This is a genomic window from Nostoc sp. (assembly GCF_036917135.1).
Lineage (GTDB): Bacteria > Cyanobacteriota > Cyanobacteriia > Cyanobacteriales > Nostocaceae > Nostoc.
This window is the reverse complement of sequence record NZ_JBALEA010000015.1, coordinates 1-15498: the sequence shown is the minus strand read 5'-3', so window position 1 is coordinate 15498 and position 15498 is coordinate 1. Positions and strand designations below refer to the sequence as shown.

At 41.3% G+C, this 15498-nt stretch carries 14 protein-coding genes and 1 CRISPR repeat array; of the genes, 8 read left to right on the top strand and 6 right to left on the bottom strand.

What is annotated here, in order from left to right; translation table 11 throughout:
- A partial coding sequence (locus tag V7K50_RS03970; protein ID WP_334957481.1) for a M10 family metallopeptidase C-terminal domain-containing protein occupies nucleotides 1-545 on the top strand: 545 nt, incomplete at its 5' end.
- A gap of 324 nt (nucleotides 546-869) precedes the next feature.
- On the opposite strand, the gene V7K50_RS03965 is transcribed toward V7K50_RS03970, so the two are convergent.
- The 3 genes from V7K50_RS03965 to V7K50_RS03955 form a co-directional block, all read right to left on the bottom strand.
- Nucleotides 870-2051 carry a catalase gene (locus tag V7K50_RS03965; RefSeq protein ID WP_334957479.1) on the bottom strand — a complete coding sequence of 394 codons (1182 nt, stop codon included), beginning with the start codon at nucleotides 2049-2051 and terminating at the stop codon, nucleotides 870-872.
- A 300-nt stretch (nucleotides 2052-2351) separates the two neighbouring features.
- Nucleotides 2352-3980 (bottom strand): peroxidase family protein, encoded by a 1629-nt coding sequence (locus V7K50_RS03960; protein ID WP_334957477.1) that lies wholly within the window; start codon nucleotides 3978-3980, stop codon nucleotides 2352-2354.
- Between the two features lie 82 nt (nucleotides 3981-4062).
- The gene (locus tag V7K50_RS03955; protein WP_334957475.1) at nucleotides 4063-5070 is read right to left on the bottom strand and encodes a DUF2235 domain-containing protein; all 1008 of its coding nucleotides are present in this window, start codon (nucleotides 5068-5070) and stop codon (nucleotides 4063-4065) included.
- Nucleotides 5071-5641: 571 nt separating this feature from the next.
- On the opposite strand from V7K50_RS03955, the gene mtnA reads away from it, so the two are divergent.
- Nucleotides 5642-6703, top strand: coding sequence for an S-methyl-5-thioribose-1-phosphate isomerase (gene mtnA / locus V7K50_RS03950; RefSeq protein WP_334957473.1), 1062 nt, complete (start codon nucleotides 5642-5644; stop codon nucleotides 6701-6703).
- A gap of 199 nt (nucleotides 6704-6902) precedes the next feature.
- Nucleotides 6903-7243: a CRISPR direct-repeat array (repeat unit 36 nt; unit sequence CCCTACCGATTGGGTTAAATCGGAATTAATGGAAAC).
- A 718-nt stretch (nucleotides 7244-7961) separates the two neighbouring features.
- On the opposite strand, the gene V7K50_RS03945 is transcribed toward mtnA, so the two are convergent.
- A complete protein-coding gene (locus V7K50_RS03945) occupies nucleotides 7962-9383 on the bottom strand; it encodes an NADP-dependent isocitrate dehydrogenase (RefSeq protein WP_334957471.1) in 1422 nt (473 codons plus the stop codon).
- A 429-nt stretch (nucleotides 9384-9812) separates the two neighbouring features.
- Here V7K50_RS03945 and V7K50_RS03940 point away from each other — a divergent pair, with 429 nt between their 5' ends.
- The 4 genes from V7K50_RS03940 (at nucleotide 9813) to V7K50_RS03925 (ending at nucleotide 12266) form a co-directional block, all read left to right on the top strand.
- A complete protein-coding gene (locus V7K50_RS03940) occupies nucleotides 9813-10541 on the top strand; it encodes a GUN4 domain-containing protein (RefSeq protein WP_334957469.1) in 729 nt (242 codons plus the stop codon).
- A gap of 10 nt (nucleotides 10542-10551) precedes the next feature.
- Nucleotides 10552-10791 carry a BrnT family toxin gene (locus tag V7K50_RS03935; RefSeq protein ID WP_334957467.1) on the top strand — a complete coding sequence of 80 codons (240 nt, stop codon included), beginning with the start codon at nucleotides 10552-10554 and terminating at the stop codon, nucleotides 10789-10791.
- A 35-nt stretch (nucleotides 10792-10826) separates the two neighbouring features.
- Nucleotides 10827-10949, top strand: coding sequence for a hypothetical protein (locus V7K50_RS03930; RefSeq protein WP_334957465.1), 123 nt, complete (start codon nucleotides 10827-10829; stop codon nucleotides 10947-10949).
- A gap of 195 nt (nucleotides 10950-11144) precedes the next feature.
- Entirely contained in the window at nucleotides 11145-12266 is a 1122-nt protein-coding gene (locus V7K50_RS03925; RefSeq protein ID WP_334957463.1) for an ABC transporter ATP-binding protein, read from the top strand.
- Here V7K50_RS03925 and V7K50_RS03920 read toward each other — a convergent pair.
- Nucleotides 12229-12438 (bottom strand): hypothetical protein, encoded by a 210-nt coding sequence (locus V7K50_RS03920; protein WP_334957461.1) that lies wholly within the window; start codon nucleotides 12436-12438, stop codon nucleotides 12229-12231. The two genes, V7K50_RS03925 and V7K50_RS03920, sit on opposite strands and share 38 nt — an antisense overlap.
- Nucleotides 12439-12608: 170 nt before the next feature.
- On the opposite strand from V7K50_RS03920, the gene V7K50_RS03915 reads away from it, so the two are divergent.
- Together V7K50_RS03915 and V7K50_RS03910 are read left to right on the top strand one after the other, a co-directional pair.
- The gene (locus V7K50_RS03915) at nucleotides 12609-13232 is read left to right on the top strand and encodes a Uma2 family endonuclease (protein WP_334957483.1); all 624 of its coding nucleotides are present in this window, start codon (nucleotides 12609-12611) and stop codon (nucleotides 13230-13232) included.
- Between the two features lie 398 nt (nucleotides 13233-13630).
- Entirely contained in the window at nucleotides 13631-14404 is a 774-nt protein-coding gene (locus V7K50_RS03910; RefSeq protein WP_334957459.1) for a superoxide dismutase, read from the top strand.
- A gap of 267 nt (nucleotides 14405-14671) precedes the next feature.
- Here the strand turns inward: V7K50_RS03910 and rsmG are convergent, their stop codons facing one another.
- A complete protein-coding gene (gene rsmG / locus V7K50_RS03905; protein WP_334957457.1) occupies nucleotides 14672-15406 on the bottom strand; it encodes a 16S rRNA (guanine(527)-N(7))-methyltransferase RsmG in 735 nt (244 codons plus the stop codon).
- Nucleotides 15407-15498 lie beyond the last annotated feature (92 nt).

The window sequence follows — 15498 nt, the reverse complement described above, 5'->3', positions numbered from 1 at the left end:
TTAATAGCAATCTCAAACTCATTCTCTCTGCCAACAACGTGATTGAAAATGCAACGGGTGGCACAGGCAATGATCGTCTGATTGGTAATGGACTGAATAACACTCTGATTGGCGGTAACGGAAATGACACCCTCCAGGGAGGTAATGGTGATGATCAACTCTTGGGAGGAGTCGGCAATGATGTTCTGACTGGTGGAGCCGGGAAGGATAAATATCTGTTCCAAAGCAATGGTGTATTTAACACAAGCTTAGGTATTGATTACATCACCCAGTTTCAAGCGGGACAAGACCAGATTGTGCTGAGTAAAACCACTTTCAATGCTGTTACTAATTCTGTGGGACAGGCTTTAACTGACTTTGCTGTTGTCACTAACGATCAATTTGTCAACGCTAGTAAGGCACATATTGTCTTTAGTCAAGGTAGTGACAAGTTATTCTATAACCGGGATGGGAATGTTTTGGGTACAGGAACAGTGTTTGAGTTTGCCACTTTAGGAAATCCTGATATTACTCTGACTAGTAGCAATTTCAGTCTAATTGCCTAGTACCGCTTCGCCCAATTCCAAATAAAAAATATCCAACTATTTATTGTGAGGTGGTTATCTTGCCTGCTTATTAACCAAAGGCGCTCATGTTGCCCACCCCACAAAGTTGGATAATTTATGTATTGGAAGTGTTTTATAGCGGTTCTCATTCAGATGAGGTACAAAATTATATAGCAAGATGTAGGGGCACGGCAGTGCCATGCCCTTACGGGTGTACGTCACTAGATCAGGAAACGCTATAACTTCGTTCAGCGATCGCAATAAAATTAAAAGCGGACTTTTCTTTCGTAATTTGCAAACCTGTCATTTTCGGTCTACTGAAAGTTACACAGTTGGTTCCTGGTATTTGACTCCTCGTTTTTGATGACGGTCATTAGCAACAATCGGATAAACAATGCTGCGTAACCGATTAATCGCTCCGACAGGACGATGCACTGCCAGACCATTCCCAGGAGAAAAACTGAGATTTTCCCCAAAGTCATTATCTTTAGCAGAATTAACCTTCTGATGCTTAACTGTTAGGCGACCAACTGTAATGAAAGGTGATTCCTCTTCATTCCAAACAATGGTGGTATCATCAATAGACATTTCTGGGCTAGTTTGAAATTGAATTTGAAAGTCCCAACTATATTCAGCATCAGGCTTTGCTAAAGCTTGAATGATATCCTCTCGGTAGTAGTTATCCTCTGAACCTGAAGCTTTGGCACGCTTAAGCTCACTTTCTGGTCTGGATTCGAGAGCAAGTTGTTGATGAGGTGGTTGACTAGAAACTGGAGTAAATGCATATTTAATCACAACCGGGTATTCCACAGGAACTCGACCTGGTTTGTCGGGATCAAAATCAGATTTGAGTCCCAAAGAAAACGCTGAAGCACTCCAATAGCGTTCTGTAAGCAAACTCTTGGGAAAGCGTTTGAAACTGGTTTGCAAAAGAGTCGATTCGTAGGGATGCAACTTTAGCCAAAAAAGCACCAACAGCTTAAAAAGTGGAAACAGTCCTGCTCGATAAACCGTCAAGAAAAAGCTGTGGAAGTCTTTGATGGTTCTAACAAAAAAGAATTCGGTATTGTGGGTAATAATATCTTGGGTTTTTAACTCGTGACTTTGCGGTAGTCGTTCTCCTTCTACCCCGATCACCTTTACGGCCATGGAGCGCGTATCTCCTTCATAATCATTCTTGACTGAAAACGCACCATTTGCAAATCGTAGCCAAACCGGATATTGCTTGGGTGTTGCAAATAAACCTTGTTTTAGGGAAATGGCTTGAAGTTGAGCTTCAGTTAATGAGGTGCGTTTGCTGAATTCTTGCTTAATTGCTGCTTCATCAAAATCAAATATTTCTAGAGTTCCTTGTACAGCAGCGTTGGTTTTAGAGTGGGTATCTCTCTTTGCAGTTTCTTTCTTCTCACCTCCATAAAGATTTTCCATGTTCTTTTTGACTAGCTCACTCATGAGAGCGGAATATTTAGCTTCGTCTTTTTCTGGATATTCGGTAAATAGGTTCATTTTTTTTAGTAGGATTAATTAATCAATTGAGTTTATTTGAAGTTGGTAGGCGTAGGCGCAGCCCCCCCTAGGCATCGATATTCTTGACATCCTCACCGGACTGAAGCCACGGTGATTCTGGAGTAATAAGTAATGAGTAATGAGTAATGAGTAAGAATATTCACTTATTACTTATTACTTATTACTCATTACTTTAAAGCATTGCGTGAAGCACGGGCACGGGGCTTTAAACCCATTTTTTTGGTAAGGTACGTTAAAATTCGCTATAACGTACCCGACAAAATGGAATATTACAATCTCTTAAAGGTAAAAAGTAACTTTGTGCTTTTTGTCTGATGGCGGAACATTACGATTAACTAAATCTGAGACACTGTTGGTATTTTGAAGAATTTCCCAACCTACAGGAGAAAAAGTCTCTTTGTTGTAGATATTAGGTGCTAGTAAAGGATTAGTTAGCGCCTGAGAAAAGGCATCAATCCCAATTAAGCGTGCTACTAGGGAAGGAATAGTTGAATTTTTCCGCCCATCCTCGGCGTAAAGTCCCACAAAGAATTCAATATTATCCACATGACCATATAATTCTCTGAGTTTCTCTTGAGCAAATTCATTGCCAGTAACTTGCTCAAAGCTTGTCACTCTAGGGAAACCACACAGTTGGCGATAATCGTTGTAGCTTGCTAATTGCAGTTTTCGTCCCAATCTAATTGAGGGTAACTCAGTTAACTCAACCAATATCTCAGGCGTATTAAATAAACCAATTTTTGTACCCGCTTGAGAACAAGTTTCTTCCATCAATGCACCTAAACCTCGATCAATAAACATCTTATTGTTCCAGAGGGATGTAGCAATGTTGGTAGGTTTGCCGTTATAGTTAAAAGTTTCTGGAATCGCACTATGCCAGCGATAAACCAAGTCAAACTCAATTGCCATATAGTTGGGACGATGCCAACTTTCTTTAGTAAAAGCTTCGGGATCAGCAAACAACTTAAAGTGATAAGGAGTGATGTGGTTAATGTACTCTTGCATAATGATTTTGAGAATAATCGCCATGAGAATATTTCTCGATGTTTGGAAGAGGCGTTCATCATCCCAATCTGGATAATTGCTGGCTAATTCATCACAAAGACGATTATGTTCACGCAGACATAGAGTATTGAGCATTACATAGCCAATTTGCACATTGGCTCGTTCTACTCCCATCGCAAACAGATATTGTTTTCTCTCTGGGGGCAGTCTTTTTTCATCATTAAGGGGTTGATAAAGACCGTCAAATTCCGGCTTAACTTTACCCTCTGCTGGATCAGCATAATAAAACAAGGGATATTCTTCTTCTACACCATCTTCACGTTTGAGTTTCTGAGTTTTTAATTTACCTCCTTGAAAGCTTCTTAAAAGATGTGACTGTTTTCTGGTTAAACCATAAACATTAGATAAATCAATCTCATGGTTGGAAGTATTTTTTAGTTGATTGTAGTGATCGAGGCGGAGAAAACTATCTGTAAACCACTGTACCCAATAGGGAAACAGCATAGTTGATTTGGGAGAATAAATAGTTTTACCATCTCTTTTACGGAATAAAACAGCTAGGTCTTCAACTTTTGGTAGATTGCCCTCAGCGTTGAATTTTGGATCGGGTGGTAGATGTCGTCCTGTATAAGTGCGATCGTTGAGTGATTCCCAGGAAGTATAAGTATCAGTTTTTTTAGGAATTTCAGTATCAGGAATATGCTCATCTAGAGTCATCATACTGAAGCGATTAGGACGAGTCGGAATTTTATAGATGAGGCTGTTAATCAAAGCTTTATTAACTTTACGGGCAATTGATTTGTTACTTTGGAGAAGTTGCCAAATCGGTTTAAAATTTGTTAAAACGAATGTTTGAAGTTTGTTCTCAAAACCGTCTTTAGATGTGTCTCTTTCGGCAGCCATAATTATTTCTCCTTTCTTTTTCCAAGTTCTGTATTCAATGCACCCTAAGTTTCTCTGTTTCGATTACCCAAAGTAATTCAAATTAATCCAGTTTGGAGATAATCTTCTGTAGATTTTTGGGTCGATAGTCTTTGCGACTTTTCAAACGCTTGATCGTGCTTTCATGAATATCTTCAATCACATCGCCGACATCACGAAGCTTAATTCCTGCTAACTTAAAGAATCCCGCATCGTTTTTAAAGTCGCATTCATAATTAGGGTTGATACCTGTGGGAATCACACTTGGATCTAAGTCAAGTCCTAATCCTAGTACACCGATGGAATCAATCATCCACTGTAAGGCAGCATCCGATAACCCACTGTGTTCTTGGGTTCCACCGCCAACGCAACCGTGTACACCTGGAAACCATTTTTGAATCACCCTCTGGTTTTCAGCATCAGGATGCTTTTTCATGGGAGTGACATCAAAGATTTCACGAATTTCGTCGATGGCCATTGCGTGCAATGCATTATGAATACATTTGTTTAAAGTAGTGTCATGGAATCTGTAGCGCTTATTCAGTTGCTCGCTCAACCTACTGAAGACGGGTATTCCTGGAATTCCAAGGGCACCAACGGTGTCAAAACAACCAAGTAAGGTGATGGGGACGCGATCGCCATAAGTTTCACGGTATTCTACTGCTGTATTATCCTTGGGTTTAATACCTCGGTTACGGTAAAGCTCGTAGGCTTCATGTGCTTTGGTAACGTGGGGGCGATCTAGAAGACCGGAGCAATAGATCATCCCTGCTAAACTTCTAACTGTGTAAGCTCCGCGACTGAAGCCAAATAGATAAATTTCGTCACCCTCAACATAGTTGAGACTCAGAAATCGGTAACAATCTTCTATATTTTTATCGATTCCTAGTCCGGTAGCTCCCCCTAAAACCTTTTGATTCTCAGTTCCAATTCCCTCGTCATAAAATATGATCTGTGTAACCCCGTCACTGGCGGTTGATTTCACCGATTGAGCTAGCTTAACTACATTGCTTGGGTAAAGACTTGTTAATTGTTGCCAAGTTCCATCACAGCAAATGACAATACGTTTCATAGTTTTGCTTCAACTGTTTTGAGTAATTCAATCAACTTTTATCAAAATCTGGGTTCCATATAAGGCTAGGTTAAACGCATTTAATATATCTATCAACATAAATAATATATCTAGTTTGATAAATGCATTAGCGAAAATTGCTTAAAATTAACATGGACATCCTCTCACTTTCTTAATGACAAAGCAAGGACAGTTAAGACAGTTAAGCAGGAAAAATATTAAGTTTTAATAAGGCGATCAAAACGTAAACTGAAGATAAATTAAGGCAATCACCAGAAAATAATTAGGAAAGGGGTTTTGCCAGACAAGGGCTTGTGGTTAGACATTGCTCCCTAGCCTAACAACTTTGGTCAAATTTACTTAACTTGGGCAAAATTGAAAAAATCCAATGTCTTGAGAAATTATAGATTTCAGGGTTTGCGATCGCAGTTTTGCTAAATGCATAAAGTCGAGCTTATGGACACAGTATTTAACAAAATTTGTTTTTATGAAATACTGAAGTAGGGCTATGATATTTCTGGCAAATCTGTTGTGCCAGTTAAGTATGCCCATGTACTAACTACCTTTTTCTATGACACATTCCCCAAACCAGGTTTATCCCGTTATTTGGCACAACAACTCGGTGTCATTAATCGATCAAACGCGCTTACCAAACGAATATACATTTGTGGAAATTCATCGCAGTGAAGATATGGCGCGGGCAATTAAAACCATGATTGTGCGAGGTGCGCCGGCAATTGGTGTGGCTGCGGCCTATGGAATGTATCTTGGTGCAAGGGAAATTGCAACAAGCGATCGCCACGAATTTTTGCAACACTTAGATAAAGTAGCCCAGTTGTTGCGTTCTACTCGTCCAACGGCGGTAAATTTATTTTGGGCAATTAGCCGGATGCTGAAAGCCGCCTACGAAACGCTGGGAACAGTAGAAGATATCAAGCAAACCCTTTTCCAAACAGCCCAAGCGATTAATATTGAAGATTTGCAAACCTGTCAAGCGATCGGCGACAATGGTTTAGCAGTTTTGCCCACTACCCCAGAAAAGCTGACGCTACTTACTCACTGTAATGCTGGGGCGCTAGCTACTGCTGGTTATGGTACAGCATTGGGTGTTGTGCGTTCGGCTTGGAGAGAAGGACGTTTAGAACGTTTATTTGCCGATGAAACCCGTCCCCGCTTACAAGGCGCAAAACTCACCACTTGGGAATGTGTGCAAGAAGGTATTCCAGTGACATTAATTACTGATAATATGGCAGCCCATTGCATGAAACAGGGTTTGATTCATGCTGTAGTTGTGGGTGCCGATCGCATTGCTGCTAATGGCGACACTGCTAATAAAATTGGTACTTATGGTGTTGCGATCGCAGCTAAAGCCCATAATATCCCCTTCTTTGTCGCTGCACCCCTTTCCACCGTTGATTTTGAATTAGCCGATGGTAACAAAATTCCTATTGAAGAACGCGATCCAACAGAAATCTATCAAGTGGGGGATAGTATTCTTACACCTGAAGGCGTAGATTTTTACAACCCAGCTTTTGATATTACCCCGGCTGAGTTGATTACAGCCATCATTACAGAGAATGGAGCGATCGCACCTGGGGAATTAGTGAAATCACAGGTAAAGCAATTAGTGTAATTGAGTTTTAAATGTTCATCGACACCACTCGCCAAATCGCCGAAACTCTATATTTTTCGTTGAGTGGTGTCGATTGCTTACTGGGCAAGGATTTGAGGTATGCGTGTTATTCAATTTCACACAACATATATAATGTTTTTTAGAGTGGTGTCGATTTGGTGTCTGAAAGCCTTACGGGGCAAAGGCTCCTAGACGAACTCCCTACCGATTGGGTTAAATCGGAATTAATGGAAACAACATTTCCTCCGTCAGCCTTAGCAACGGATGAGAAACCAACAACCCTACCGATTGGGTTAAATCGGAATTAATGGAAACGTAACTACCGTGGACTCCTTCGACAAACTCTTGTTTGCCCCTACCGATTGGGTTAAATCGGAATTAATGGAAACGTTGTGCTAGTGTCCTATTTTTAACAGACACAAGTTTTACCCTACCGATTGGGTTAAATCGGAATTAATGGAAACAATTTTTAGGCGTAGGGCATTTGCTCAAACTCTCCCTCTACCCTACCGATTGAGTTAAATCGGAATTAATGGAAACGACTTTACAGCCGCCTCAAAGTTCTTGAGGTTGGGAGCATCCACTTTCGGCGGATCTACTTTTTTAGATGAACCATATAGTAGGCTTTTCGGAGTATCAGAATTATGTTTCTTCCAAAAGTGGATGCTCCCTTGAGGTTGTCCCTACCGATTGGGTTAAATCGGAATTAATGGATAACTTGTGCCGAGTTCTCGATAACTCTAGCGATCGCTCTACATCCAAATAACGGAAACTTTATAGGGGATTGCCCCAAAAAAATCCCCGCTTTTTAGAAAAGCCGGGGACTTTGTTTTTTACTACTTATTGAATTAAAATCTGATGGCTCAAAATTTATCAGTAATTCTTTCAAAAATTTTATCTAAACTTCATATTTTGACTAAATTCAATAAGCAAAATCCGCAATTACTTTCTCAAAAGAAGCTTTGACTTACTTAAAATAAGCTTTTGCTTTCTGATTTTGGTGTTTTCCGCAAGTAAAAGAAGCTTTGACTTACTCAAAATGCCATTTGATTTACTCAAACCCCAGTTTGCTTTCTCATTTTGGTGTTTTTTGCAAATAAAATGCCATTTGCTACGGTGTACACACAAGTCTTTTAGAGTTGCTCTACAGGCTTTAGATCCCCCCAACCCCCCTTAAAAAGGGGGGCAAAAAGCTCTCAAAGTCCCCCTTTTTAAGGGGGATTTAGGGGGATAAATTGACTAATTAACCCTAGTAAACTTAACCAAAATGCTGAATAATTGCGTCGGCAAATTCCGAACATTTTAAGGGTTCAACTGGCGGTTCTAGCAACCGGGCTAAATCGTAGGTGACTTGACTATTTGCGATCGCATCGCTTAAACCTTTCTTAACTAAGTCTGCGGCTTCTTGCCAACCCAGAAATTCCAGCATCATCACCCCAGATAAAATCAGTGAACCGGGATTAATCCGATCTAAGCCGGCGTGTTTGGGGGCGGTGCCGTGGGTGGCTTCAAATATGGCACTAGAATCGCCAATATTTGCCCCTGGCCCCATTCCCAATCCCCCAACAATGGCGGCAGCAGCATCAGACAAATAATCGCCGTTCAAGTTCATCGTCGCCAAAATCGAATACTCATCCGGTCTGGTTTGGATTTGTTGAAAAATACTGTCAGCAATCCGGTCATTCACCAAAACTTTCTCTTTCCATTTACCCTCGCCGTGGGTTGCCCAAATTGTGTTAAGAACAGTTTCAACTTCCTTGACAACTTGCGCTTTCTTGTCTGGGGTAAGATTATCAAACCCAGGTTCAATCTGGCGGGCATTTTCTTCCAAGGAAATATTCGGATTTTTTTCCTTGTTACTCAAAATCCAAGATTCTTGTTCTGTAACAGTTTCTTGGCGAAATTCACTGGTTGCTAGTTCATAACCCCAATCACGGAAAGCGCCTTCGGTGTACTTCATGATGTTGCCTTTATGCACCAAAGTCACTTGTTGCTTGTTTTTGGGCAATAGCAAAGCGTGTTTGATGGCACGTCTAACCAGGCGCTGGGAACCAGTTTTGCTGATGGGTTTGATGCCAATGCCAGAATCCAGAGGAATGCGTTTTTTTCCATGTTCTGGGGTGGCGGGGATTAGTTCTTCGTTAAGAATCTTAATTAAGCGATCGCCAATTTCGCTACCTTGTCGCCACTCAATCCCTAAATAAATATCTTCCGTATTTTCCCGATAAACAATTACATCGAGCTTTTCGGGGTTTTTGTGCGGTGAGGGCGTACCTGCATAGTAACGGCAAGGACGCACGCAAGCATACAAGTCAAAAATTTGCCGTAGCGCTACATTTAAAGAACGAATTCCCCCCCCAATGGGAGTAGTCAAAGGCCCTTTAATAGCTACACCATATTCTTCAATTGCCGTGAGAGTATCTTGAGGTAAATACTGGTAAGTACCGTATAAATCACACGCTTCATCCCCAGCGTAAACCTTAAACCAGCTAATTTGACGCTGACCCTTATATGCTTTAGCTATCGCAGCGTCGAGAACTTTTTGGGTAGCAGGCCAGATATCTATACCTGTGCCGTCGCCACGAATAAAGGGGATAATTGGATTGTCCGGTACGATTGGTTCACCATTTTTGAAGGTGATTTTTGCTCCGGCTGCGGGGGGGGTAATCTTTTCGTACATCGTTCACACACTCCTAATCGATACGCTGCTAGTCAAAAAATCTTTATGAGGCAGGCTTGTATATTGGGGATTGAGTACTGGGTATTGGGGATTGGGTACTGGGGATTGGGTACTGGGGATTGGGAAGAGACACGAAGTGATTTTTTCAATAATTCACCCTTGTCCTCCATGTCCCCTCGTCGTAGTACCCAGTCCCTAGTACCCAGTCCCTAGTACCCAGTCCCCAATCCCCAGTCCCCAGTCCCCAGTCCGCAGATTTTCCCCCTATTTCCCTTGTACATTATTTGGGGATTAAGTGTGGGATTTGAGTGAAGCGATCGCAATTTTGTACGATCAAAAATAGTAAACTACTTTTCGCTATCACTGCTTCACCTTGGAGAATCCCCGATAGCTTACCGCTCTTTCACTGACCGCTAAAACGAGAATGGCATGACAGACCCAATGATTTTATCAGGCCCTGCTAATGACATCGACTCCCTCCGACGACCGTTAATCGCTGGGTCTGAAAAAGTCCAACAGCAGATAATCCCACAGTTAGCTGAGTTGGGTAATGAGGGATTAGACGTGTTGATGGAATTTTTACTGAAACGACGTGAGAACCCAGCGACTTGGATTGATGGCAAAGCTTACCAAGTCCTTTATAACTCTGATGCACCCCAAGCCAAAGAATTTTTGCGCTCTTGTTTTCCTGAAGGAATTGTACCTCTAAAATCAGAGTGTGGGATTAACTACAATTCTTTGCAACAGCTACTTGCCGTTCAAGACTTCCAAGCAGCCGATCGCGTCACCATCGAAAAAATGTGTGAACTATCAGGGTCAAGGGCTGTACAACGAAAATGGTTGTATTTTAGTGAGGTAGAAAATATCTCGGCTGTTGACTTGCAAACCATTAACAACCTTTGGTTAGTCCACTCTGAAGGTAAATTTGGCTTTTCAGTGCAGCGAGAAATCTGGTTAAGTTTGGGTAAAAATTGGGAGAATTTCTGGCCAAAAATTGGCTGGAAAGCGGGTAATACCTGGACGCGATACCCTAACGAGTTTACCTGGGATTTGAGTGCGCCTAGAGGTCATTTACCCCTCTCCAATCAACTTCGGGGAGTACGAGTCTTTGCTTCTTTACTCTCTCACCCAGCTTGGTTGAAGAATCCAGATAAATGATTATAATTTCATGAAGTTTGAGTGGGACGAAAACAAAGCGGCAATAAATCTTTTAAAACATCAGGTTTCTTTTGAAGAAGCTAAAACTGTTTTCGATGATCCGCTCTATGTTGACTTCTACGATCCAGACCACTCTGATGATGAGGAGCGTTACCTTATTATTGGAGAATCAAATCGGGGACGCTTACTAATCATGTCGTATACAGAAAGAGGAAATTCTATTCGTCTCAAATTCTATTCGTCTCATTAGTGCAAGAGAAGTAACACGATCCGAGCGAGAAGTCTATGAAGAAGGGTAAGCCAGAAATGGAAGATGATTTGCGATCAGAGTATGACTTAAAGAGCCTAAAAGTCAGAAAGTTTGGTTCTGAGCGAAAGAGCTTTGGTAAGACAACAATTCGTTTATAACCTGATGTTGCAGAGGTTTTTCCTAATGCCGATGCTGTCAATGAGGCTCTAAGATTTCTGATTAGGGTTGTGCATAACAATCAAGTTTCTGCACTTGCAAAGCAGCCTCACAGTTCATCTGATGGGGCGGATCAAACCTCCTAGTGCTGAGTTGGAAGTGCCGCAGATCCCAAACTGAAAATATCAAATTAGATAATGGCAAACGTTCGTCTAGAAGATATTAAGCGTAGATTCAATAATGTCACCGCCATTGAGGATATTACCTTTGAAATTCCTGATGGTGAGTTTTGGGTTTTAGTGGGGCCATCAGGTTGTGGTAAATCTACGATTTTGCGAACGATCGCAGGTTTAGAAACTGCCACATCTGGTAAGCTGTTTATTGGCGATCGCTTGATGAATAATATCCCCGCCAGACAACGGGATGTGGCGATGGTGTTCCAAAACTACGCCCTCTATCCTCACATGAGCGTGGCGCAAAACATCGGCTTTGGCTTACAGATGCGAAAGGTTGACCGCAAAATAATTCAAGAACGGGTGATAAATGTGGCGCGATCGCTTTCTCTGGATCACCTGCTGGATCGTAAACCCAAACAACTTTCTGGAGGACAGCAACAACGGGTAGCATTAGGGAGAGCGATCGCTCGTGAACCTCAAGTGTTTTTACTTGATGAACCTTTATCTAATTTAGATGCCCAATTGCGCGATGATACCAGGGCAGAATTGAAACAACTACATCAAGAATTAGGCATTACAACTGTTTACGTCACCCACGATCAAGTTGAAGCCATGACTTTGGCTGATAAAATTGTCGTGCTAAATCGCGGACGGATTCAACAAATCGGCGATCCCCAAACTATTTATGCAAGTCCTGCTAATCAGATGGTGGCAAGTTTTTTAGGTAGTCCACCAATGAATATTTTGCCTGCAATCTATGAAAATAACGGTTTTGATGTGAGTGGACAGTTATTAGCAATTCCAGCAGATGTGAAGCAGAAATTACGGTTGCGTCAGGGACACAGTTATGATTTGGGGATTCGACCAGAGCATATAAAAATTAATCCTGACTCAGAACGGTCTGAACAACAGCTATCCGCTAACAGTACTCAAAACTCAGGACTGTTATCTGTTGAAGTTAAGGTGGTGGAACCTTTGGGAAGGGAAACTTTGATTCGTGGTAGTTTACCTGGTTCGACGGTGGTGTTAAATATTCAACTTGGTGGGGATGTGCGTTTGCGTCCAGGCGATCGCCTTTCTCTACAACTCGATTTAAATCAGTTGTTTATATTTGATCCCAAAACTGGGGACAGAATATTATAAGCGCTTCGGAGTGTAAAATATAATTGTTTTGTGTGCGATTGTTGTAATTGGTGGCGAGGGATAGGTTAGCGATCGCATCCAGAATCATCACCACACCACCGTTAATCCAATTTTTGACCGTAACTCTGACCTTGCCCTTGCGTCGTGCGATGCCTGCGGCGGGCGTAGCCATCGCGGTCATTTGTTAATCAAATAGCGAAAATTTGCTGTATCTCTTGCTGAGTAAGAACCTTGGCGCGTCCATGCCGATTTACTTTCACCTTTGGCCGCTACACCCAGTTAACTCTTAATTTTCAGGTTACAGCAGTGAGAAGTGTTTATATCCATAATCAGGATGAAATAATGATTCAATCACTACAAAAACTATTTACATTTGATGAATATTTAGAGTTTTTAGAAACACAACCGGAAAACATTCGTTATGAATTACACGATGGAGATATTATTCAAATGCCGCCACCATCAGGGAAACACGAGCAAATAGTAGCATTTTTAACAATGATGTTAGGGTATGAGTGTCTTCGTCTTAAACTTAATTACGGTATACCTAAAACCGCTACAGTCAAGCCAGAAAATAAAATGTCAGGGTACTATCCTGATATTTTATTAATGAATTTTTCTAACTTGGGTAATGAACCATTATGGGAGAAACAATCTATTCTTAGTAAACCAGATTCAATTCCATTAGTAATTGAAGTCGTCAGTACTAACTGGAGAGATGATTATCATAAAAAGTTTGCTGACTATGAAGAAATGGGTATTCAAGAATATTGGATTGTGGATTATGCTGCCTTGGGTAGCAAGGAATTGATAGGCGACCCCAAACAGCCAACAATCACAATTTACTTTTTAAGTGATGAGGGTGAATATCGTGGTAAACAGTTTAGAGTAGACGACCGTATAAAGTCGCCAACATTTCCAGATTTAAATCTAACTGTTGAACAAATTTTTTCAGTGCGTTATTGATGAATTAGACCGTAACAATCCTGTTGAGGGTAAACAACAGCCTAAACCTATCTCACTGTCTCACCCGATCACAAGCTACAGGACACGCTAAAAGAGGCTGGACTATACGAAGAACTCGATTAACCACCCAATACCCCATAATTCCCTTAACACCCCGTAGCGTCTCTTGTGGCGACGGGATTTATTTTTGGTGGTTGGGTGCGAACCGATGATTAGTTGTAAAAAGATAGTTTAAGTAAAAATACATAACCTTTTGAATGTTAGTACTTAATATTACAAGTCTAAAAATAGTTTCTTAAACTACCAGAAATAATCACCAATTCCCAATTTTTTGTAGCCAGAATCTAAGAAAATGAAAACTGCAATAGAGAGTTAATGGATTCCCTGCAAAAACTTATATGACTATTAATCGACGCCATTTCTTGTTCTTACTCGCATCAGGTGCTGGTGCTTTTGCGTTAGATGCTTGTGCATTGGCTGAGAAATCTCCTGATGGAAACACTGTAACTGCCAACCCCAGCACAACACCAAATACAACACCAGAGAAAACAGGGGCTATCCAACTACCGCCTTTACCTTACGCCTACGAAGCATTGGAACCACACATTGATGCCAAAACGATGCAGTTTCACCATGATAAACACCATGCAACTTATGTGAAAAATCTGAATGCGGCCTTAGACAAACACCCAGAACTCAAAGGCAAAACTGTTGAAGAACTGTTGCAAAAACTTGACAAAGTACCACAAGATGTTCGGAAAGTAGTACGCAATAATGGCGGTGGTCATGTGAACCACTCAATGTTCTGGCAAATTATGAAGCCGAAAGGTGGGGGAGAACCAACAGGAGATATAGCCTCCGCGATTAATAAAAATTTTGGTAGTTTTGCAGCTTTCAAAAAACAGTTTAACGAAGCTGGTGCTAGTCGTTTTGGTAGTGGTTGGGTTTGGCTAGTACGTAACAAAGGTGGCAAGTTGGAAGTGGCAACTACAGCCAACCAAGATAGTCCCTTAAGTGAAGGCAAATATCCCATCCTGGGTAATGACGTATGGGAACATGCATATTATCTCAATTACCAGAATCGCCGCGTCGATTATTTAGATGCTTGGTGGAATGTGGTTAATTGGGATGAGATTAACAAGCGGTTTGCAGTAGCCAGTAAACTTGCTTAAACTTTGAGACAGGCAAAGATAGAAAAAATAAAAAGTTTATCTTCCGCTCCTGTCAAAGTAATTCGTAATTACAAGGGACTGACAACAAATAAATTATCCAATCTTGTGGGGTGGGCAACATGAGCGCCTTTGGCTGTGGGCGGGTGAGACACCCACCCCACAAGAAATAGTTGAGTATTTTTTTATTTGTCAGTCCCCAATAAGTGTGGGCTGCTGTACCCTTTATAATTACGAATTACGAATTACGAATTACGAATTACGAATTAGTTAAAGAGGCTTTTGAGTAGGTATACCAATAGCACGAGGAAACTCAACTGGTGTGGTGGCTACCTTACGCAAATACACACAGTGTCGGATGCTGTGACTCAGAGGTGTTGTAAATTGTTCGATTGATTCAATAACTCCACCTAACTGGTTCACAGCATTTTGTAAAGCAGTTGTTTCATCCTCTGTCCAATTACCGCGATAAATTATGGCTAAACCTCCCTGTTTGAGCAGTGGTAGGGTATACTCTGCACAAACAGAGGCTGCCCCTACAGCACGGATCAATGCAATATCGTAAGCTCGTCGATGTTGGGGGTGCTGACCGATTTCTTCAGCCCTCCCAACAAGAGTTTTGGCATTGGTAAGGGTAAGTTCAGTTAATATATTGTCGAGAAAAGTAATTTTTTTGCGAGTGGAATCGAGCAGAGTAATTGTGCAATTAGGTACAGTAATTGCCACTGGAACACCGGGAAAACCTGCACCTGTACCAATATCAATGAGAGTAGGGGAAGCAGGGGAGAAATTTGCTGATAACAGAGGTGCAATTCCTTGTAGAGAATCCCATAGATGTTTTTCCCAAAACTCTTGGGGGTCAGTGATGCGAGTTAAATTTAGTTGGCGATTACCTTCTAGAATTAACTCATAAAGTTTTTGAAATTGCGCTTGCTGTTGGACAGTTGGTTGCCAATTGAGAGTTTGCTCCCAGATTTCTGCCATCTCAGGCAATAAGTTTGTCATTTGTCATTTGTCATTTGTCATTTGTCATTTGTCATTTGTCATTTGTCATTTGTCATTTGTCATTTGTCATTTGTCATTTGTCATTTGTCATT

Excerpts from the sequence above, each read along its gene's own strand:
- V7K50_RS03965 (WP_334957479.1), bottom strand. The coding sequence starts at position 2,051 with ATGAACCTATTTACCGAATATCCAGAAAAAGACGAAGCTAAATATTCC.
- V7K50_RS03960 (WP_334957477.1), bottom strand. The coding sequence starts at position 3,980 with ATGGCTGCCGAAAGAGACACATCTAAAGACGGTTTTGAGAACAAACTT.
- V7K50_RS03955 (WP_334957475.1), bottom strand. The coding sequence starts at position 5,070 with ATGAAACGTATTGTCATTTGCTGTGATGGAACTTGGCAACAATTAACA.
- mtnA (WP_334957473.1), top strand. The coding sequence starts at position 5,642 with ATGACACATTCCCCAAACCAGGTTTATCCCGTTATTTGGCACAACAAC.
- V7K50_RS03945 (WP_334957471.1), bottom strand. The coding sequence starts at position 9,383 with ATGTACGAAAAGATTACCCCCCCCGCAGCCGGAGCAAAAATCACCTTC.
- V7K50_RS03940 (WP_334957469.1), top strand. The coding sequence starts at position 9,813 with ATGACAGACCCAATGATTTTATCAGGCCCTGCTAATGACATCGACTCC.
- V7K50_RS03935 (WP_334957467.1), top strand. The coding sequence starts at position 10,552 with ATGAAGTTTGAGTGGGACGAAAACAAAGCGGCAATAAATCTTTTAAAA.
- V7K50_RS03930 (WP_334957465.1), top strand. The coding sequence starts at position 10,827 with ATGAAGAAGGGTAAGCCAGAAATGGAAGATGATTTGCGATCAGAGTAT.
- V7K50_RS03925 (WP_334957463.1), top strand. The coding sequence starts at position 11,145 with ATGGCAAACGTTCGTCTAGAAGATATTAAGCGTAGATTCAATAATGTC.
- V7K50_RS03920 (WP_334957461.1), bottom strand. The coding sequence starts at position 12,438 with ATGGCTACGCCCGCCGCAGGCATCGCACGACGCAAGGGCAAGGTCAGA.
- V7K50_RS03915 (WP_334957483.1), top strand. The coding sequence starts at position 12,609 with ATGATTCAATCACTACAAAAACTATTTACATTTGATGAATATTTAGAG.
- V7K50_RS03910 (WP_334957459.1), top strand. The coding sequence starts at position 13,631 with ATGACTATTAATCGACGCCATTTCTTGTTCTTACTCGCATCAGGTGCT.
- rsmG (WP_334957457.1), bottom strand. The coding sequence starts at position 15,406 with ATGACAAACTTATTGCCTGAGATGGCAGAAATCTGGGAGCAAACTCTC.